General features: G+C 70.0%; 21 protein-coding genes and 1 pseudogene. 16 read left to right on the top strand and 6 right to left on the bottom strand.

Annotated elements, in window-relative coordinates:
- The first annotated feature begins 52 nt into the window (after nt 1-52).
- On the top strand, nt 53-484 hold the full coding sequence (locus ACZ66Z_RS14465; RefSeq protein WP_469934299.1) for a VOC family protein: 432 nt from the start codon (nt 53-55) through the stop codon (nt 482-484).
- A 416-nt stretch (nt 485-900) separates the two neighbouring features.
- Here the strand turns inward: ACZ66Z_RS14465 and ACZ66Z_RS14460 are convergent, their stop codons facing one another.
- From ACZ66Z_RS14460 to ACZ66Z_RS14445, 4 genes and pseudogenes are all read right to left on the bottom strand, one after another.
- The gene (locus ACZ66Z_RS14460; RefSeq protein ID WP_469934298.1) at nt 901-1,389 is read right to left on the bottom strand and encodes a GNAT family N-acetyltransferase; all 489 of its coding nucleotides are present in this window, start codon (nt 1,387-1,389) and stop codon (nt 901-903) included.
- A 61-nt stretch (nt 1,390-1,450) separates the two neighbouring features.
- Nucleotides 1,451-1,537: pseudogene (locus tag ACZ66Z_RS14455) on the bottom strand (glutamine synthetase); the annotation flags it as partial.
- 180 nt (nt 1,538-1,717) lie between these two features.
- Nucleotides 1,718-3,019 carry an SRA domain-containing endonuclease gene (locus tag ACZ66Z_RS14450; protein WP_469934297.1) on the bottom strand — a complete coding sequence of 434 codons (1,302 nt, stop codon included), beginning with the start codon at nt 3,017-3,019 and terminating at the stop codon, nt 1,718-1,720.
- A gap of 389 nt (nt 3,020-3,408) precedes the next feature.
- The gene (locus ACZ66Z_RS14445; protein ID WP_469934554.1) at nt 3,409-5,484 is read right to left on the bottom strand and encodes an AIPR family protein; all 2,076 of its coding nucleotides are present in this window, start codon (nt 5,482-5,484) and stop codon (nt 3,409-3,411) included.
- A 322-nt stretch (nt 5,485-5,806) separates the two neighbouring features.
- On the opposite strand from ACZ66Z_RS14445, the gene ACZ66Z_RS14440 reads away from it, so the two are divergent.
- Complete coding sequence (locus ACZ66Z_RS14440) at nt 5,807-6,250, top strand: GntR family transcriptional regulator (protein WP_469934296.1); 444 nt, start codon at nt 5,807-5,809, stop codon at nt 6,248-6,250.
- A gap of 11 nt (nt 6,251-6,261) precedes the next feature.
- On the top strand, nt 6,262-6,831 hold the full coding sequence (locus ACZ66Z_RS14435) for an HD domain-containing protein (RefSeq protein ID WP_469934295.1): 570 nt from the start codon (nt 6,262-6,264) through the stop codon (nt 6,829-6,831).
- On the opposite strand, the gene ACZ66Z_RS14430 is transcribed toward ACZ66Z_RS14435, so the two are convergent.
- Together ACZ66Z_RS14430 and ACZ66Z_RS14425 are read right to left on the bottom strand one after the other, a co-directional pair.
- Complete coding sequence (locus ACZ66Z_RS14430; protein WP_469934294.1) at nt 6,819-7,292, bottom strand: NUDIX hydrolase; 474 nt, start codon at nt 7,290-7,292, stop codon at nt 6,819-6,821. The genes ACZ66Z_RS14435 and ACZ66Z_RS14430 overlap by 13 nt on opposite strands.
- Nucleotides 7,289-8,059, bottom strand: a complete 771-nt coding sequence (locus ACZ66Z_RS14425; protein ID WP_469934293.1) for a helix-turn-helix domain-containing protein — start codon at nt 8,057-8,059, stop codon at nt 7,289-7,291. Before ACZ66Z_RS14425 ends, ACZ66Z_RS14430 begins: the two co-directional genes overlap by 4 nt.
- 733 nt (nt 8,060-8,792) lie before the next feature.
- Here ACZ66Z_RS14425 and ACZ66Z_RS14420 point away from each other — a divergent pair.
- The 13 genes from ACZ66Z_RS14420 to ACZ66Z_RS14360 form a co-directional block, all read left to right on the top strand.
- Nucleotides 8,793-9,059: a DUF6284 family protein gene (locus ACZ66Z_RS14420; RefSeq protein WP_469934292.1), complete on the top strand. Its 267-nt coding sequence runs from the start codon at nt 8,793-8,795 to the stop codon at nt 9,057-9,059.
- Complete coding sequence (locus tag ACZ66Z_RS14415; protein WP_469934291.1) at nt 9,056-9,394, top strand: hypothetical protein; 339 nt, start codon at nt 9,056-9,058, stop codon at nt 9,392-9,394. Before ACZ66Z_RS14420 ends, ACZ66Z_RS14415 begins: the two co-directional genes overlap by 4 nt.
- Nucleotides 9,391-10,389 (top strand): DUF2637 domain-containing protein, encoded by a 999-nt coding sequence (locus ACZ66Z_RS14410; RefSeq protein WP_469934290.1) that lies wholly within the window; start codon nt 9,391-9,393, stop codon nt 10,387-10,389. Before ACZ66Z_RS14415 ends, ACZ66Z_RS14410 begins: the two co-directional genes overlap by 4 nt.
- Nucleotides 10,386-10,619: a hypothetical protein gene (locus tag ACZ66Z_RS14405; RefSeq protein ID WP_469934289.1), complete on the top strand. Its 234-nt coding sequence runs from the start codon at nt 10,386-10,388 to the stop codon at nt 10,617-10,619. The genes ACZ66Z_RS14410 and ACZ66Z_RS14405 overlap by 4 nt, the downstream gene beginning before the upstream one ends.
- On the top strand, nt 10,619-10,954 hold the full coding sequence (locus ACZ66Z_RS14400) for an RRQRL motif-containing zinc-binding protein (protein ID WP_469934288.1): 336 nt from the start codon (nt 10,619-10,621) through the stop codon (nt 10,952-10,954). Before ACZ66Z_RS14405 ends, ACZ66Z_RS14400 begins: the two co-directional genes overlap by 1 nt.
- Before the next feature lie 15 nt (nt 10,955-10,969).
- Nucleotides 10,970-11,206, top strand: a complete 237-nt coding sequence (locus ACZ66Z_RS14395; protein WP_469934287.1) for a hypothetical protein — start codon at nt 10,970-10,972, stop codon at nt 11,204-11,206.
- Nucleotides 11,203-12,825 carry a hypothetical protein gene (locus ACZ66Z_RS14390; protein ID WP_469934286.1) on the top strand — a complete coding sequence of 541 codons (1,623 nt, stop codon included), beginning with the start codon at nt 11,203-11,205 and terminating at the stop codon, nt 12,823-12,825. The genes ACZ66Z_RS14395 and ACZ66Z_RS14390 overlap by 4 nt, the downstream gene beginning before the upstream one ends.
- A gap of 2 nt (nt 12,826-12,827) precedes the next feature.
- Nucleotides 12,828-14,915: a hypothetical protein gene (locus ACZ66Z_RS14385; RefSeq protein ID WP_469934285.1), complete on the top strand. Its 2,088-nt coding sequence runs from the start codon at nt 12,828-12,830 to the stop codon at nt 14,913-14,915.
- A 377-nt stretch (nt 14,916-15,292) separates the two neighbouring features.
- Nucleotides 15,293-15,805 (top strand): hypothetical protein, encoded by a 513-nt coding sequence (locus ACZ66Z_RS14380; protein ID WP_469934284.1) that lies wholly within the window; start codon nt 15,293-15,295, stop codon nt 15,803-15,805.
- Nucleotides 15,806-15,816: 11 nt separating this feature from the next.
- Nucleotides 15,817-16,068, top strand: a complete 252-nt coding sequence (locus ACZ66Z_RS14375; protein WP_469934283.1) for a hypothetical protein — start codon at nt 15,817-15,819, stop codon at nt 16,066-16,068.
- A gap of 6 nt (nt 16,069-16,074) precedes the next feature.
- On the top strand, nt 16,075-16,422 hold the full coding sequence (locus tag ACZ66Z_RS14370) for a hypothetical protein (RefSeq protein ID WP_469934282.1): 348 nt from the start codon (nt 16,075-16,077) through the stop codon (nt 16,420-16,422).
- A gap of 82 nt (nt 16,423-16,504) precedes the next feature.
- Nucleotides 16,505-17,464 carry a bifunctional DNA primase/polymerase gene (locus ACZ66Z_RS14365; protein ID WP_469934281.1) on the top strand — a complete coding sequence of 320 codons (960 nt, stop codon included), beginning with the start codon at nt 16,505-16,507 and terminating at the stop codon, nt 17,462-17,464.
- 148 nt (nt 17,465-17,612) lie between these two features.
- A partial coding sequence (locus ACZ66Z_RS14360; RefSeq protein WP_469934280.1) for a DUF3987 domain-containing protein occupies nt 17,613-17,986 on the top strand: 374 nt, incomplete at its 3' end.

The raw sequence follows: 17,986 nt of genomic DNA, 5'->3' as shown, positions 1-17,986 counted from the left end.
GCTTCCGGCGGTTCCGGGTGCACGGGGCGGGACCGTACGGGACCGTGGTCCCATGAACCTGACCCTGGAAGTCGTCCCCGTCCCCGTCACCGACATGGACCGGGCGAAGGAGTTCTACGGCGCGAAGTGCGGCTTCACGATCGACCTGGACGACGAGGTGGCGCCCGGCACGCGCATCATCCAGGCGACGCCGCCCGGCTCGCGCTGCTCGATCGCGATGCTGAGCGGCATGCCGCCGATGCCCGGTGCCCGGCAGATGGGCCCGGGCAGCCTGCACGGCCTCCAGCTCTGCGTCACGGACATCGAGGCGGCGCGGGCGGAGCTCACGGGCCGGGGCGTCGAGGTCTCGCCGGTGATGCACGTCGGCGCGACGGGCTGGGAGGACGGCAAGGGCGACAGCTGGAACTCGTTCATGACCTTCGAGGATCCGGACGGCAACGGCTGGGTCGTCCAGGAGGCCCCGTCGGAGCTGTCGGAGCGTTGAGCCGGGCCCCGGCCCGGACCGTCCGCGCCCGGCGGCTCCGGGGCACGCCGCCGGACAGGCGGCGACCCCGACGTGCGGCCGGGCCCCGGTCCGGCCCGGCCCGGCCGCCAGGTGTCGCAGGTAGGAGACGGAGGGCGCCCGCAGCCCGCCCGTCGCCGGGCATCGGCCGGGGGCCGGTGAACGTCAGCACCGGGACGCCGTCGAGGAGTCCGGGGCACACGAGGGTCTCGTACCGCTACCGGCCGGGCCGAGCGCGAGGCGCCCGGTGGCGAGGGCCTCGGCCGGAGCGGGGTCGGCGCCGGACCCGCGGTACGTCTCCTGCGCGGTGACGTCCGAGAACTGTCCGCCCGTCAGCAGGGGGGCAACGCCCCGCGGTGCCGTCCGCCGGGGACGGGCCGGTACCGGAGCGGATCCGGTCAGAACCCCAGGTAGAAGTGGCGGAGCTGCTCGTCCTCCGCCACGCACCGCATCCCGGCCGCCTCCATCACCCGGTGCGAGGCCGGGTTGTCCAGGTCGGCGTCGCCCTTCACCCCGGCGACGCCGGCCGTCCGGGCCACTTCGAGGAGCGCCCGCAGCGCCTCGGAGGCGTATCCGTTCCCCCGCGCCCCGGGCGTCAGCCCGTACCCGACGGTCGCCACGCCGAGCTCGTCCGGCGGCCCGTGGAAGCCGATGCCGCCGACGGCGAGGCCGTCGAGCCGTATCTCGTAGAGCCGGAACGCCCCCGGGTCCCCCCGCTCGGCGAGGCCGCGCAGGAAGCCGGTGGCGGCCCGGACGTCCCCGTCCCCGGGGTACCCCTCCCCCCAGCGGTCCCCGTCCCCGGACTGCCGGGCGACGATGCGCCCGGCCTCGGCCTCGCCCAACGGATGCAGCACGAGCCGCGCGGTGGCGACGGATTGGATCTTCACCGCGGCAGTCTGGACCGCCCGCCGGGCCCCGGGCAACGGGTTTCCCGCGGGGCTCCCGCCCCTACAGCACCGGCAGGTTCTTGCGGAGCTCGAAGGCGGTGACCTCGGAGCGGTACTCCTCCCACTCCTGCTTCTTGTTGCGCAGGAAGTGGCGAGACACCGAGGGCACCTCAGCTACAGCTGAAACGAGCACTTGAGATCGTCTCCCATATGGTTGTTGTTGGGTGTCCGTGGCTACTGACGGCGGCCCCAGGACGGCCCACAGACGGCCCAGCCTTGTCCGGTTCAAATAGGACACGCAACTGGTGATTCTCGTGCTGGCAGGGGTTCACACGAGCACGTCGTCCTCACGACCGGGCCAAGCAAGGGTGATCCCGACTCGCTCGCACAGGGCGACCCATCGAGAGTCCGACGGCTCCCGCTCCACCCACAGAACGGCTCTTACGGAAGCAGCCCTGTTCCTGAGCCTGTCGTGGTAGTCGAGCAGTTGCCCGATCCCCGCCCGCAGTTGACGTGTTTCGTTAGCTGGCGTCAGCGACTTCACCTCGCACACCGTCAGCTCGTCAGCAGTTAGACGCCATCCGAGGTCGAAGTCGGGGTCCGCGACACCTGGCGAGAACACATCCAGTCCACGCGCGGCAGCAGCCTTGGCCAAGTCGTTCTGCAGCTTGCGGTGCGCCTTGAGGTTCCTCCCGACGAGATCCGAGTCAGAAGGGCTGAGCTGAGCAGGCGACGGCGCGACCAACTCGTCTGCCTCGCGATATCCACAACCGACCGGAACGCTCGCCGGCTGAGTAGAGCGACCGACCGGCGCCAGATGGAACTGGATGACAGGCCTGAGCGGGCCGCCACCTGTCTCCGGTGCCTCGCCCCAGGAGTACGGCTGCTCCGGGTCCACAGCGAACTCGCCGACATACCGAACGATGCCGCGCGACCCCTCGAAGAGCCGCAAGGCGAGCCCGAGCTTCACGTGGTCGCGAGTGGACGCGTTGCCCAAGCTGTCGAAGGTCTGCGGCCCGGTCTGTCCATCGCCCGTGTAGTGGAACGTGCCGTCCTCAGCCCACTTGTCGAAGTAGCCGTGCTGGTGCCCCGTCTTGGGGTCGCTGAACAGCAGCACGTTGTTCGACTTGGCGCACTTACTCATGCCGCCCTGGCGGCTGCCGCCGTAGCGGTCGTGCAGCTCCTTGCGCTTGATGGTCTGGCCGGGCAGGAGGTGCCAGGCGGGGGTGGCGTCCACGGCCTGTCCGTCACTGAAGGCCTCCTCGAAGGCGCTCCACTGCTCCTCCGTCACCCGGTGCGGGTTCGAGACAAACAGGGTGCTCAGAGGCGACCGCTCCCCGAAGCGCGCGTCCTCCTTAAATCGCTGCCGCGGTATCGGCTGCGCAAGCCACTCATCCATGACCAGCGGCGCGTACCAGCGCGTTCCAGGGTCCTGCTGCCAGTACTCATCCGGGGCGCTCGGCTGCTGCGTCGGCACCCCGGTGATGCGCCCGCGGCCAACAAGCCCCCCGCGAGGGCCCGTGACCCACATAACGAACTGGTCGCCGGCGGCCAGCTCCTTCAGGTACCTTCCGACACTCCAGGACCTGAGGCTGTGCCCATCCTGCCGGTACCTGTCGAGCTCGAACATCTCCTGGTTGCACGCCAGAAGCCACGTCGCCATACCCACCCCCGTTGGGTCGAGGAGATCAACCACACGAGGCTACGACAGCACACTGACAGCCCGCAGAGCCCATCCGCCGGGCGCCTGCATCCAGCTACCAAGCCGCCCGCCGGTGCGACGCTACCCGTCACACCGGCGCCTGACAGCACGATTCTGGTTGAATATGGCCATTTGGATAGGTCTCCATCCCTCGGCAGGCCTCAGACCTGCCAGTCAAGAATTTAGAAGACACTTGGTCGTCTCGACTGCCGTAGGGCAGGGCACTGACCTATCCTTCGGCTTTCTTCAGGCGTCACCACTTATCCAGAGGGGGGCGACGTGGGCATGCCGGCGCAACTGCGAGACAGAGTCATTAATCAAGCTTCCTCCTCCTGCAGTATGAGCCACTCCTTCGCGAGTTCGTCGAGCGTTCGTGTGCCGTCTACTTGCCAGCGCACTGTTCCTTGAACGGCAACCGGCGCTTCTCCCCAGCCAGCGAGTTCCCATATGCGGATGACGAGACCACTGGGTGAATAGGCGAGACCGTCGTACGACCAGATAATTGGTCTCGTGCGATGGTTCTGCCAACGTGCCTCAGCCCTGCGCTTATCACCGGTAAGCCATCGATCTGTTGCTAGCTTCTCCAGGGTGCCTCTCGGAACATACGTGAGGGGTGTTCCATCTTTAATCACGCGAGCATTTACAAGAGTGTGAACACTGTTCGGCCTCCGATGCCGCTTTGGCCACTCCGGTTCTTCACGGTATTGAAGTTGCGGCATAGCAGCTCCACCACACACATCTTTCGCCACCAGTTTGGCGAGCAGTCCACACCGTCCCTCGTCGGTAAAAGTACTCATCAGGAATGCGTTTCGACCAAAGGTGATATCAACTTGATACACCAGCGAAGGCAAGATGGCTTCAACCAACTCCGGTATGGCCGCCAGGGTGGAGTCGATAGGGAATGAAAGCTCCTCAATTTCCGAGAGGTCGAGAAGCTGAAAGACTAGATGAGTGATCAACATGTCGCCATGTCGAACCACGTTCTGCGTTCGCCCCTCCAGGCGATCACGCAACGCGTGGAGGAAACTCCCAGTTTCGAACAGAATTCTCACACTCCGCCAGATGCGGAGTGCGCTCGGAACTTCCCCGAAAAGCTGTTGATACGCCCCCTGGGGGCCCGGTTCCCAGAGCAGTTCGGTGTCACGCTTAGCTCGCGCGGCAAGGGCCGGTGTCCTGCAGGCGCACGCGAGGGCCAGGGCTGCCTGCACGACCGAGCATCCCGAGTCTGGAGCAGGATCTATTTCGCCACGCTTATACACATAGGCTTTACCTAGAGTCAGGTCGAAGTCCTGGCGAATCCAGGCCTGCTTTTCATCCAGCGAGATGAAGTCTCGACGGTATACAGCATTCTGAGTATTTGTGGTTTCGGCGATCCGAGAGGCGTATTCGGCATAGTCGTCACCTAGTGCGATAACTCGCACGGCAACATCGGCATCTGCTACCGTTTCCGGCATCTCCCGCATGGCCCGGTGAATGGATGTAACGGTTTGTGCACCATTTACCACAGTGGCGTGAGTCAGTTTCAGGTCTACGGGGTGGTCCGGATGACGGCGCCCTGGATAGAAGGGCTCAACCTGGTCACACAAAATGGTGATTCCATTATTGAAGTACCAGAAGTTATCTGGCTCTTCCATCAGTGTCTTCTCAATGCCAACGTTAATCCGAGTGAGCCCTAGCGACTGCCGAATATTCTTTGAGAAGAGCCGAGTGCCGTGACTTTGGTACATCTCGCCGACGTCTCTGGCCCATAGACTCCCCTGGTATGACGGGAACGGCAGATCCCGCCTAAGCCATTTCGTCATTCGCAGCGTGATATCCACTGGGTCGGGCAGGCGGTCATCGCGTAGCTGCTGCAGAAGCTCAGTAGTTGTTAGGAGTTCATAACTCAACATCGGCCCATGGCCGTAATGATCTTCCCTGGCACGGTCAAGAATCGCTGTTGTGTGAGAGTGGAGCGGGTCTTTCCCTGTAAGCGCAATGACAAGATTAATTTTGAGGTTAGGGTCACCTAGGGCTGAGTCGAGGAGGGCTGCGAACGGCTGCAACTTTTTATTGAATGCACCGAAACGTCTATTTTCTAGCAACCGGAGGCCATCGATCAAAGCTCGGGCAGCGTCAGTGTGGAACCCTGCCGTACCTTTTTCGCTCCACTTCGCTTGGACCAACCAAACCTGGGAACCGTCTGCAACTGCTACTGCGTCAATCCCATTGTCGTCGCTTCCATCGATCACTGCCGCTGCACACTGCGCCAGATCCCATCCGGTCGCCCGCCGAATTGCTGTGGCCGCCACCGCCCGTGACAAGAAGGCGCGTTCGCGCTCCTTCTCAGAGTTGCGCTTTAGGTCGCTTTCGTCGATCAGCCCTTGGTACGCCTGTGTCAGAGCTGACCGCATCTGGTGCAACTCCAGTAGCGTAGTCATAGAAGGCGCCCACCCCGTCCGATCGCGTCCTGCCGATATAGCGCACGGTCACTTCTGTGCTTCATACGCGGACAACCCTAGTAGGACTGGGGCTCCTTCGAGGCGCTGTTGGGGCCGCTCGCAATCATGCGCCGAACCACCGTGCAGAAGAGAGGCACGAGGCGGCTGACCCGCACCAGTGCAGCGTCAGCTGTCGCCTGGGGGCGCATCAGAGGTCTAGGGAGGGATCTATCACCCTCTGCCAGTACATCGCGTGCGACCCTGGCTCCAGTCGACGTTCCCGGAAGGAGGTGCCGTGCCGGAGGCCAGCCCGCGCGGAACCTATCTGCTCATCGCTGAGGCGCTGCGGAAGGGGGTAGAGAAAGGCATGGATGGGGACTCCCTCCCGTCCGAAGCCACTCTCATGCAAACGTACAGCGTCTCGCGCAACACCATCCGACGCGCACTCAAGGCCCTGGAGGCCGAGAAGCTCATCACGTCTGTCCCCGGCGCCGGTTGGCAGGTGACGCACGTGCCCCACAGGCCGCTGGTCGATCGCCTAACGGACCTCATCACGGAGGCCGAGCTGAACGTGGGTGATGCCTACCTCTCCGAAGCGAAGTTGTGCAAGCGCTTCGGTGCCTCACGTACGGCGGTACGTCGCGCACTCGCGCAGATGGAGGGTGCTGGCCTGCTTACCACTGTCCATGGCAAAGGCCGTACTGTGCGCGCCCTCCCAGCGAAGCTGGAGGAGTCGTAGCCTTGGCGACCATGGGGCTTACCGACTGGGCATACTCGCTCTCCGAATCGCTGCTGTCCGAGCCGTTGCCGCGTCGCTGGGCGCACTCCCTTGGGGTCGCCAAGCGGGCACGTTCCTTGAGCCCGATCCTGGGGCGGGATGCCGAGTTGCTGGAGGCCGCGGCTGTCCTGCACGACATCGGCTACTCCCCCTCCATCGCCACCACCGGTTTCCACCCGCTCGACGGGGCCCGGTTCCTCCGCGACCAAGAGGGCGCCGACGAACGGGTTGTCCGGCTCGTCGCCCATCACTCCTGCGCGCTCCTGGAGGCTGAGGAGCGGGGGCTCCGGCACGAGCTGGAGACGGAGTTCGAGTTGGAGCAGCCCGAGCTGGTGGACGCGCTCATCGTGTCCGACATGACGACGACCCCGACCGGCGAGCACACGACGCCGACGGCCCGCCTGGACGAGATCGTGCAGCGGTACGGCCCGGACACGATCGTGGGCCGGTTCATCCAGCGGGCGGCACCAGAGATCCACGCCGCCAACGAGCGCGTGGAGGGGCGCATGGCCGCCGCCGCTGCCGGCGCTCAGCCGATGTAGGGCTCGCGCCGCGACTCGTCCAGGCCGTGCTGGATCCTCAGCCTCATGGACGGGTGAATGTCCAAGTCGTCGAGGTCCGCCGGAGCCATCCAGCGGACCTCTTTCGATTCGCTGCTCGTGCGAAGTGATCCACCGACCGAGTGGGCCCGGAAGCAGATCGAGAACTGCTGCCGCACCTCGCCGTCGTCGTACGCGAGCACGTGCTCGGGGTCGGTGTAGAGCCCGACGATCCCGTCCACCACCACCTTGATCCCGGTCTCCTCCTCCACCTCACGCACGACGGTGTCGGCAATCCGCTCGCCGATGTCGTGGCCGCCGCCGGGAAGCGCCCACAGGTCGTTATCGGTCTTGTGGATGACCAGGAGCCTCCCGGCATCGTCACAGACGACGGCCGTGACCGAGGGCACCACCGAGTTGGCCTTCGGGGCCCCAGGGTCGCGGAAGTAGTCGATCCGGCTCATGCGCTGGAACCTCCCAGATCAGTAGGCGAGGAGATCGGCCGTGCCGTCTCCCAGACCCGTTCGACGCTCTCAGCGTAGGCGTCGAACAGTTCACCACCAGGGATGCGCTGGATGTGCAGGACCGGGGCCATGTACGCGCCCACACCGTACAGGTGCCCGTTCGCGAGCATCCCGTCGTCGGCCCGGTAGATCGAGTTGTAGAGCGTCGTGGCGTGGAGTCGGAACTCCACCCCGGGGAGCCCGAACAACGGCGCGTAGTTGACCAGTGCGTTTCGGATCTTGCTCGCCATGGCGCCGCCGATCCCTTCGTCCGCCCCGCGCGTGGCGACTGCGGCAGACTCGGGGTCGCCGAGCATGAACCGGACCGGGACGCCGGCGGCCGACTTCTCTTTGACTACTTGATGGAAGGCGGCGTCCTCGGTGAGCCAGAAGCCCGAGTAGACCAGCACGTCGAAGTGCCGAGTGGCCCCGGCGTAGAGCTGCGGCCAGAGCCGGTTAGGCACGACGGAGCGATGAGGGTACAGCTTCACCAACTCTGCGTTTCCCGCCTCTGTGACCTCGGCGGACGTCCGCTCCTCCGGCCATAGGTAGGACATCTCGCATTGCAGGAGCGAGGCCGCGGCGTACTTGAACCGGCGGTAAGGCTGCCGCTTGGGCTCGTTGATCCAGCGCTCCACCGTCTTCGCCGACACCCCAAGCCGCTCGGCGACTTGTTCGAGCGTCAGGCCGCTCTCGATGATCGCACCGCGCAGCCGCTCATTAGCCATGTCGTGCTCTCCCCCGCTGGGACGACTTGGGACGACTTTCACCGTAGCGAGTCGTCTCGGAGCCGTACATCTCCGAAGTCCAGCGTCTGCCCTGATCAAGCCACGCTTGGCACATCGGGCGGGACGGACTCGCGAACGCCAAAACCCCAAGGGACTTGACGGTGCGAATCCTGATCTTCATGATGAGGAACAGGTAATACATGTACCTCAGTGGGCTTCGGCCCGGTGAGCCGTGCTGCCTGAGCACCACAGCCCGGAGAGGCCCGTGAAACGGCTTTGAAGGAAGCGGCTGCGCCTTGAGAACTGAACAGAGGACGAATCAATCCAGGCACCTGCGACAAGCCGTAGGCCCTGCCGCACGAGCAGCAAGCACCTTCTCCCAGGCCGCCCTTGCGGGGCGGACAAGTGATCCGTACGTGCGGTGAGACAAGGGCAGAGATCGCGACCTATGCCACGCACCATGTCCGCCTCTGGAGGCCGACGTGAAGCAATTAAGACCCTGGGCGCCGCCCCGCTGGACCGGCGGGGCAGGCCATGCCCACCGCGTCACCTGACTACCGCAGCCGCCCGACGGTTGCGGCCGGTTGCCTCCTCCGCCCGTCCGGGCCCCGTTCGCGGGGTGCCGTACGGGCGGGGTCGGGGGGAGCCGGATGGTTCCAAACGGCGAGAGGCCCCGGTGCTGGAACACCGGGGCCTCGGTTCGGGCCGTTCCTGACTGGAAGGAACACACCCAATGAAGTCCATCATCACACTCCCCGCCACCAGCGGGGCGCTGGCGTTCGACGGTGAGCCGTCGGCGGCGGAGCTGGACGCGGTCGAGCTGGAGATGCCGCTGATCCTGGCGGAGGTCGACCTGCTCGACGCGGAGATCAAGACGCTGGACCGGCTGGCCACGGGGCTGGACGAGCGGCGGATCCGCCGGGCCCGCAACCGGGTCCTGGCCGAGCGCCGGGACCTGACCAACCGCGCCGTCGCGCTGCGGGCGGGCGGTGCCGCGTGAGGGCCCGGACGCTGGCGGACCTGTCCGGCCCGCTGCTGGCGCTGCGGCTGCTCGCGGCGGAGTTCGCGCACCTGCCGGCGCCGCGCGTGGGGGTCTCGACGCTCTACCCGGAGCGGCTGGAGCTGACGTTCCACGACGACCTCGCCGGGTTCGAGGCGTGGCGCGAGGCCCTGAACATCGCCCCCTCCTCGGTCGTTCACCACGTTCAGGGCGCCGGCCGGACCGGCGTCCTGAACGTTCACGCCGCCTTCGCCGGAGCCGACCTGGAGCTGACCGGCTACGCGAAACTCCCGGCCGCCGAGCCGGTACTGGCGGGTTCGGGGGCGGTGTCGTGAACGGCGTTCAGATCCGTTCAGCCGAGCGCGCCCTGTCGGTCGGCACCTGGCTGATCGTGGCCGGGGCGATGCTCTTCTCCGTCCTCACCGTCACCCCACTGATGCGGGCCCACACCCCCGCCGACTGGCGCTGGACCGCCCCGATCCTGCCCCTCGTCGTGGACGCCGCGGTCGTCATCGTGGTCCGGCTGGACTCGGTTCTGGCCCGTTTGGGTGGGCATGGCGGGCGGTGGCCGGTGGTGCTGCGCTGGATGACCGGCGGCATGACCCTGGCCCTGAACGTCGCCGACTCCGCCCTGAGGAAAGACCTGGTCGGCGTGGCGGTGCACGCGGTGGCGCCGCTGCTGCTGATCGTCACGGCCGAGACCGGTCTGGCCTACCGTGCGGCCATCACCCGCGCGCTCACGGCCATCCAGGACCGTGAACGGGCCGAGCGGGTGGCGCGGGAGCAGGCCGCCGCCGAGCGCGCCGAGGCGGCCGCCAAGCGGGAGCGGGAGGCGCGGGAGTTCGAGGCCCGGATGGCGCGTGAACAGCGCGAGCACGAGGCCGCGCTGGTCCGTGAACAGGCCGAGCGGGAGGAGCGCGTCCGACGGGAGGAGCGGGAGCGGGCCCAGGCCGCCGAGCGGGCGGAGCGGGAGGCTCGTGAACGCCGTGAGCGCGAGCGTGAACAGCAGCGCCTGGAGCGTGAACGCCTTGAACGCGAGGTCGCCGCACGCGCCCAGCGGGAGCGTCAGGAGCGCGAGGCGGCTCGGCTGCGTGAACAGCGCGAGCGGGAGGAGCGGGCCGAGCGGGAACGCGCCGCGCTCCTCGCCGCCGGCCCCGCCCAGGAGAAGCAGGGCGAGGACCAGGCCCGCCGGACGGTAGCCGCGGCGTTCGCCGCCGGGGTGCCGGTGCGGCAGGCCGCCGAGCTGTGCGGCTGGTCGGTCGGCTGGGTCTCCACCCGCTACCAGGAACTCCGCGACACCACCCCGGCTCTGGAAGGAGCGTCCCAGTGAAGCTCTCACCGAACACCAACCCGCCCGAGCCCGCCAACCTGCTGATCCGGTTCCACAACCAGACCGGCGCCGCCGTCGAGGTCACCGGCACCCGGGCCTACCACGGCTCGCACTGGCACTGCCACGGCTGCGGCGACCACACCGACCTGGCGGACAGCCTGCCCTTCACCCGCCGCGCGGCGAACGAGCACGCCACCACCTGCCGGGCCTCCTATCACCGGCTCGGCTGATGGGAAGCCTGCCCGTCTACCGCTGGCGGCTGGCACCGGAGGGGCTGGCGACGTTCCGGCAGCTGCGGGCGATGGGGCTGCGGCCGGCCGGTCAGCCGGTGGTGGCCCAGCTCGAACGCCCCCGCCGCCGGCGTGAACCGCTGGTCGCGTTCCTCTACCGCATCGACCGGGCCCGCCCGGTCCGTCCGATGACCCCCGCCAAGCGGGCGGCCCTGGCCAAGGCGAACGCCGCCCGCCGGATCTGCCCCGCCTGCGGGCGGGACGCCGGATACCGCATCCCGCCGTCGCTCGGCATGTGCGTCCCGTGCGCGGACGCCCCTCAACTCGCTGCTTGACCTGGAGGTTTCCTCGTGGAGAGCAACACCGCGCAGGGCACGCACATGTACGTGCTGTCCCTGCAGAACCGTCAGATGAGCGCCTGCACGATCTCCGGCACCTACACCCCGGCCCCGTGGGACACCCGGTTCGACATCCTCAACCGGCTCCGGCTCGACGCGGTCCGCCAGTACCCGTCGATGGAGGGCTCCATCGTCGTGTACTTCGCCCTGGAGCCCAACGAGCTGACCGGGACGGGGGTGGACCGGTGACGGACCTCAGCACCGAACCGATCCTCACCACCCCTGAAGCGGTTCCCCCGGCCGAGCCGTCCCCCGGCCCCGTACCGGAAATCCCCAGCCCCGAGAAGGGCGTGGAGCACACGGCGGGCGGCTGGCCGGTCGTCCCCCTCGCTCTGACCGGCGCGAACGCCACGGTGACGCTGCTGGCCGGGGCCGCGCTGGTCGGCGGACCCATCGCGGCGGCGGTCGCCGTGACCGGCGCCGTCGTCCTGGGCGCCACCACCGCCCGCACCGGCAAGGCCACCGCGAAGCAGGCCCGGCAGGCCAAGGCGGGCACGAACAGCACCACCTTGGCGGGCAGGTCGGCCGGAGGCTCGCGTCGCGGGCTGGGCGGTGTCCCGGCCCAGCCCCGGCGCGGCACGACCGCCGGCGGAAAGAGCGCAAAGGGAAAGGCGACCGGGGCCAAGTCCCCCGCACCCGGCAGGTACTCGGCCCGCCCCCAGTCCGGTGCGCTGCGGTCCGCGAGCACACCGTCGGGCACCACCGGCCGGAAGCCGGGCCTGGCGAAGAGTGCCGGGACGCGTGCGGCCGGGGCCGGCGCGTCGCCGTCCGGTTCCTCGTCTCCGGTGAAGCCGCGGGGACGGGTCGGGCAGGTCAGGGCACTGCGGGAGCAGGCCCGGACGGCGTCGCCGTCGAAGGCGGGGCGGCGGGCGGAGACGACGGCGGCCCGCCGTCAGCTCGCCGACGCCCGCCGGGCCGCCAAGACCGACGCCCGCACCACGGCCGCGGCGAAGAAGGGGCCGCTGGGCCGGTCGGCCGGGAAGGCTGCCGGCCGGGCCGGAGCCGCCCGAGGCGCCGCCGTCGAGCGGCTGCGGAAGGCCCGGGACACCTCGGCGGCCGGGAAGGTCGCCGAGCAGCGCTCCGAGGTCCGCAAGGCCCCCGCCCGGGCGAAGGCCCGCAAGGCGCTGTGGAAGTCGGCCGCCCGGTTCCAGGGCCGCCGCCTGCTCGCCGCCCTGCTCGCCGGAGCGCTCGGCCTCCTCGGGATGGTCACCACCCCGCTCGGCCGCAAGCTCGGGTGGGCGTGGCTGCAGCACCCCGGCCGCCGCCTCTACGCCCGCCTGCTCAAGACGGCCCTCGCCGAACGCGAGGACCGGGACGAGGCCATCCGCGAGCAGCGCGAGAACGAGGAGGCCGCCGCCGACCAGGCGGCCGAGCAGGACGGCGAGCACATCGGGGACACGGCCCAGCGTCCGGCCGGCCACGTCCCCAGCACACCCACCAGCGAGAACACCGAGGGAGAGATCGTGTCGGGTTTCCGGTTCGAGGAGTACGCGGCGGAGATGGAAGCCGCCGCCAACAGCTACGACCCCGAGAACGCCATGGAGATCCTCGCCATGGTCGAAGGGCTCCCGGCCGCCCTGACGTCGGTGGCGAACGTGATGAAGATCCTGGCCGAGCGCGCCGACTCCGAGTTCCCGCTGGAGAAGGAGGTCGCCGACGGCTTCAACGACATCTTCGGCGCCCTCATGTCCGCGGTCGCGGTCGCCGAGGACATGGGCCCGCTGTTCCGCCAGGCCCACGAGCAGGACATCGCCCGCCACGAGGACCCGCGCAACGGGCCCGAGGCCGAGAAGGGATGGAACGTCTGACCATGACACCCACCACCGCCCACAGCACGGGGCCGGTGTGGGACTGGGCGGCCGGTCACGGACCCGTGACCGGCGCCCTGTCCGCCACCACCGGAGCCCTCGCCCTGGCCACCACCGGCGCCGCCATTGGCATGCCCGCCGGGTGGGCCCTGGCCGCCGGCGCCGCCGGCGCCATCGGCCACACCGTCACCAGCCTCCGCGAACGCCTGGCCGCCCGCACCATCGCCATGCGCGCCGCCTCCTGGCTCCTCGGCGCCGGATGGACCACCTGGGCCATCACCACGGGCCCCCTCACCTGGACCGCGATCGGCTCGCTGGCCACCCTCGGGGTCGGCATCGGGGCCGCCGCCCGCTCCACCCTCCTGCACGAAGAGGCCCGCGAACTGGAGGCCCTCGCGGCGGCCGAACGGCAGGTCGCCCGCGAACTGTCCGCCGAGCGGCGGGCGATCGCCGCCGAGTGGGTCGACCGCATCCAGCGGGTGTGCGGCCTGACCATCCGGGTCCTGGCGGTGGAGATGTGGCCGACCGGCACCGGGTTCACCATCGACGCCGAACTCCCCCCGGGCGGCACCACCTACGACCGCATCGCCCGGGAGTCCGCCCGGCTGTCGGCCGACGCCCGCCTGCCGCACGGCTGCACCGCGACCGCCTCGCAGGGCATCGACCAGGGCCGCGTCCTGATCGACGTGACCACCGTCAACGTGCTGGCCGAGGAGGTCACCTACCCCACCGACTACGGCCCGCTGTCCCTGCTCACCGGGATCCCGTGGGGGCTGCGGACCGACGGCCGGCCGGTGCCGGTCTACCTGCGCGAGCAGTGCGCGCTGGTGGTCGGGCCGACCGGGTCGGGCAAGACGAACATGGTCCACACGATCCTGGCCGGGTTCGCCCGGACCACCGACGTGCTGACCTGGGTGATCGACCTGAACGCCGGGTCCGCCGGCCTGCCCTGGGTCCGCCCCGCCCTCACCGGCACCGGCCAGGGCATGCGCCCGGGGGTGGACTGGCTGGCCTCCACCCACGAGGAGGCCGCCCTCATGCTGGACGCGGCGGTGCGGATCGCCAAGCACCGCAAGATGGCCTACCAGGACCTGATGGCGAAGGCGAACACCGACCTGCTGCCCATCTCGGCGCAGATCCCGCAGATCGAGATCGTCATCGACGAGGGCGCGGAGATCCTCGCGGGCATGGACCGCCCCTCCAAGGTCCTGGCCGGGAAGATTCTGGAGGTGATCCGGATCGCCCGCGCCATGGGCATCCGCACCGTCCTGACCGCGCTCGGCGCCACCGGCGCGGTGCTGGGCAACCTGATGATCCGCCGGGAGGCCAAGGTCCGCGTCGCGCTGACCGGCGGGGAGACCGAGGGCATGGACCTGGGCAAGCAGTTCCCCGGCTCTCGCGGGCTGCGCGTGGACCAGGCCCCCTACAAGGGCTCCGGGTTCATCGGCACCCCCGAATCACCGGCGGGTCTGTTCAAGTCGTGGCGGATCCTGCCCAACCAGATCCGCGACATCGTCGCCGCCACCTCCGACCGCCACCCCGCCCTGGACGCCATCTCCGCCAAGGCGGCCGGGCCGGACTACGCCCGCCGCTGGGACGCGGCCCGCACCGCCTGGATCCACGACCACACCCCCACCGCGTCGGCCCCGGCCGAGACGTCCCCGGCCGGGGGCGGGCTGAACCTGTCCGCGCTGCGTGCCACGGAACCAGTGGCCGAGTCGGAGGCGGACCGGTTGGCCCGGGAGTTCCGCGAGCAGATCGACGCCCAGTTCGCCACCGCCCCCGAACCGGACCCGACCGAGCCGTCGGCCGAGCAGACGCCCACGGGCGGCGGGCTGAACCTGTCCGCGCTGCGCGACGAGGACAACGCCGCCCGCACCGCCGCCCTCGCCCTGCTCCTGGCCGCCGGGCCGGAAGGCACCGGGGCGTCCGCGATCGCCCGGGCGCTGGCCGAGAAGCACGGCACGTCCCGGCAGACGGTGGTCGGCTGGCTTAAGACCTGGACCGACGACGGCACCGCCGTCCGCGTCGGGACGGGCACCAAGGCCCGCTACGTCCACCACCGTCACGCCCCGCCCGAAGGGGCGTAAGGAGTGAGGTGGGGGGTGGGGTCACGGAGTCTTCATTCCAGTCCCGAGTTGGCTGCCGGGGCCCTTCCATACCCACCCCCCATAGCCGCGAGTCCCTCACGATCTCCGTCCGGCTCAAAGCCCTGGACGCTACCGGAGACCACTGACAACACCCCCGGGACAGGACGGCTTGTCGCCTGTCGCCTACCCCCGCCGGGAAGGGCCCCAGGCGGCTTGCTGAGGGCCCAAAACGGCTTGTGACCTGCAAGGCGACAAGCGACAAGACAAGACAAGCGACAAGCCACACAACAAGACAGACGACAAGCGACACGACAAGCAAGGCACCGGCCGGACCCCCGCACGAGGGGGCCGGCCGCCGTCGTTGAAGGGACCGCATTGTGCACGCCGACACCCCGTACGAGATCACCCCCACCACCCCCTACAGCACCCCGCACGACCGCCCCGCGACGGTGCGGCGGCCGGTGATCCTCCCGGCCGAGATCCCGCCCGGCGTCGACTGGGTCACCCTCCCCAACGGGCTCCGTACCCTCGCCTACACCCACCCCACCACCCCGGTACCCGCGCCGGCCCCGGCCGCGCAGCCGATCCCCGCGTGGGCCAAGACCACCGCCCTGCTCGCCCCCACCGTCGGCGGCGGGATCGCCGCCGCCGGCATCGGACTCTCCTACGCCGCCCCGGGACTCATCGCCATGAGCCACGCCCTGTGGTCCGCCGCCGCCCTCGTCGTCGCCGCCGTCACCGCCGTCCCCCTCCTCCTCCGCACCGCCCGCCGAGCAGCGACCGGCGCCAGTGGCGGTGGGGGCGGGGGCGGGTCGACGACGCACATCACGCAGAACATCACCGCGACCGGACTGTTCGGCCGCGCCCACGGCACCATCAACCACCCCTGAGGAGCCCCCACGTGCCCCGACTGCGCCTCACCGTGGCCACCTGGCCCCGCCGGGCCCTGATCCTGGCCGACACCCCCCGCCCCGACTGCCTCGAATGCGAGGGAGAGGGCGGCCACGCCTACGACTACGGGGACTCGTCCGGCGAGTACGCCGGCACCGAGTGGGCCCCCTGCCCCTGCTGGGACGAGGACACCCGCTGGGCCCTGATCCCCCTCCCGCGCCTGCCCCACTGCCGCGCGTACAGCGACGAACCGCCGTTCTGACCGGCCATGGTCCCCCTTCTCGACTGGGGCGACGCCCGCCACTTCGACCCTGCGCGGGACCTGCCCTGCTGTCTGTGCGGCAGGCCGACCCCGCTGCGGTCCCACGCGGGTGAGGCGGTCCACAAGGTGTGCGCGGAGGACTGGAACGCGGCCCACCCGGCCGAGGCCCGCCGCTACACCCCGCCGTCCAAGGACCGGCCGCAGCACGACGTCGGCACCTGGCGCTTCCACAACGACGGCCCCGTCACCGGCCAGCGCGCCCCCGTCCTGACCCCGGTCCCCACCGACTCCCCGCCGCCCGCCGTCCGCAACATCGACGTCGAGTCGGGGCAGCGCGGCCTGTTCGCCGCGTGACAGCAACAAGGGCGGCCCCCGTCTCGCCAAAGTCCGGGGCCGCCCTCACATCCAGCCCACTCACGAACTGGAGACATCCAGCATGACCCAACCGACCCCCATCCGGCGAGACGGCGCCCGGCCGTCGCCTGCGGACCTGCTCGCCCACGCGGCCAGCGCTGCCGAACGCGGCTGGCCCGTCTTCCCGCTCCGGCCCGGGGACAAGCGGCCCGCCGGGCACGCCGAGGAGCGCTGCCCCGGCACCGGCCGGTGCGCGGCCGGGCACCGCACCCCGGAGGAGCGGGCCACCACCGACCGGGACCGGATCCAGGCCGCCTGGGCCCACAAGCCGTACAACGTGGGCCTGGCCACCGGCCCGGCCGGGCTGGTCGTGGTCGACCTGGACCTGCCGAAGGCCACCGACAAGCCGGCACCGTCGGAGTGGGCGGGATTCCGAGACGGGATCGAGGTGTTCGCGGCCGTCTGCGAGCGCGCGGGACATCCGGTCCCGGCCGACACGTACACCGTGCGCACCGGGCGCGGCGGGCTGCACCTGTACTTCACCGCGCCTGAGGGAAAGCGGCTCCGTGGGAGCGCAGGGCGTCTGGGGTGGAAGGTCGACACGCGCGCCTGGGGCGGGTACGTGGTGGCCGCCGGCAGCGTGGTCCACCGTCGACCGTACGAGGTCCTCAACGCGGTGGACCCGATCCCCCTCCCCACGTGGCTCGGTGACCTGCTGACCCCGCCGCCCGCACCCGCCCCCATGTCGGTGGCCGCGGTGCGGGCCCGGATCGGACGCGCGGACCGCTACGCCGCCGCCGCGCTGGACGGGGAGCTGGCCAAGCTGGCCGCCGCCCCGGACGGCGAGCACAACCTCACCCTCTACCGGGCCGCCTACGCGCTCGGACGCCTCGTCGCCGCCGGAACCCTCGCCGAGCAGGAGGTCACCGACCGGCTCACCGAGGCCGCGCTCGCCAAGGGCCTGGCCCCCTCCCGCACCGCGTCCAGCATCCGTGACGGCATCCGCCGCAGCACCCGCAACGCCCTGGCCGGTGCCCGATGACCCACCACCCCCGCCCCGCCGAACCGGCCCCGGCCGCCCCGGGCAGGAGCGCGCGAAAGGTCGTCGCCGAAGGCGTCCTTTCCGGTTCTGACCCGCACCCGACCTCCCTGACCGGCCCGTGGGCCCTGACCGATCGGAAGGACGTCGCATGAGCGCGCACGAGCCGGACCTGTGGGCCGGGTTCGAGGAGATGACCGCCGAGGACGTCGCCGGACCGGTGTGGGACGAGCCGGTCCCGCTCAACCCGCGCGGACAGCTTCCCGTCTTCCCCGTGGAGACGCTGCCCGACTGGCTCGGCGCGATGGCGGCCGGGGTCGCCGAGGAGACCCAGACCCCCGTCGACCTCGCTGGCTGTCTGGCGCTCGCCGTCATCGGCACCGCCGCCGGCGGCCGCCTCACCGTGACCGTGCGCGGCCAGTGGAGCGAGCCGGTCAACCTCTACACCGCCGTGGCACTGCCGCCCGGCAATCGCAAGAGCGCCGTGTTCGGCCTCATGACCAAGCCCCTGCTCGCCGCCGAGAA

Source organism: Streptomyces sp. NPDC107498 (assembly GCF_055582805.1).
This window is presented reverse-complemented; position numbering and strand designations above follow the sequence as displayed.

Coding starts and splice junctions, on each gene's coding strand:
- ACZ66Z_RS14465 (WP_469934299.1), top strand. CDS start 53: ATGAACCTGACCCTGGAAGTCGTCCCCGTCCCCGTCACCGACATGGAC.
- ACZ66Z_RS14450 (WP_469934297.1), bottom strand. CDS start 3,019: ATGTTCGAGCTCGACAGGTACCGGCAGGATGGGCACAGCCTCAGGTCC.
- ACZ66Z_RS14445 (WP_469934554.1), bottom strand. CDS start 5,484: ATGCGGTCAGCTCTGACACAGGCGTACCAAGGGCTGATCGACGAAAGC.
- ACZ66Z_RS14435 (WP_469934295.1), top strand. CDS start 6,262: ATGGGGCTTACCGACTGGGCATACTCGCTCTCCGAATCGCTGCTGTCC.
- ACZ66Z_RS14430 (WP_469934294.1), bottom strand. CDS start 7,292: ATGAGCCGGATCGACTACTTCCGCGACCCTGGGGCCCCGAAGGCCAAC.
- ACZ66Z_RS14425 (WP_469934293.1), bottom strand. CDS start 8,059: ATGGCTAATGAGCGGCTGCGCGGTGCGATCATCGAGAGCGGCCTGACG.
- ACZ66Z_RS14420 (WP_469934292.1), top strand. CDS start 8,793: ATGAAGTCCATCATCACACTCCCCGCCACCAGCGGGGCGCTGGCGTTC.
- ACZ66Z_RS14400 (WP_469934288.1), top strand. CDS start 10,619: ATGGGAAGCCTGCCCGTCTACCGCTGGCGGCTGGCACCGGAGGGGCTG.
- ACZ66Z_RS14385 (WP_469934285.1), top strand. CDS start 12,828: ATGACACCCACCACCGCCCACAGCACGGGGCCGGTGTGGGACTGGGCG.
- ACZ66Z_RS14370 (WP_469934282.1), top strand. CDS start 16,075: ATGGTCCCCCTTCTCGACTGGGGCGACGCCCGCCACTTCGACCCTGCG.
- ACZ66Z_RS14365 (WP_469934281.1), top strand. CDS start 16,505: ATGACCCAACCGACCCCCATCCGGCGAGACGGCGCCCGGCCGTCGCCT.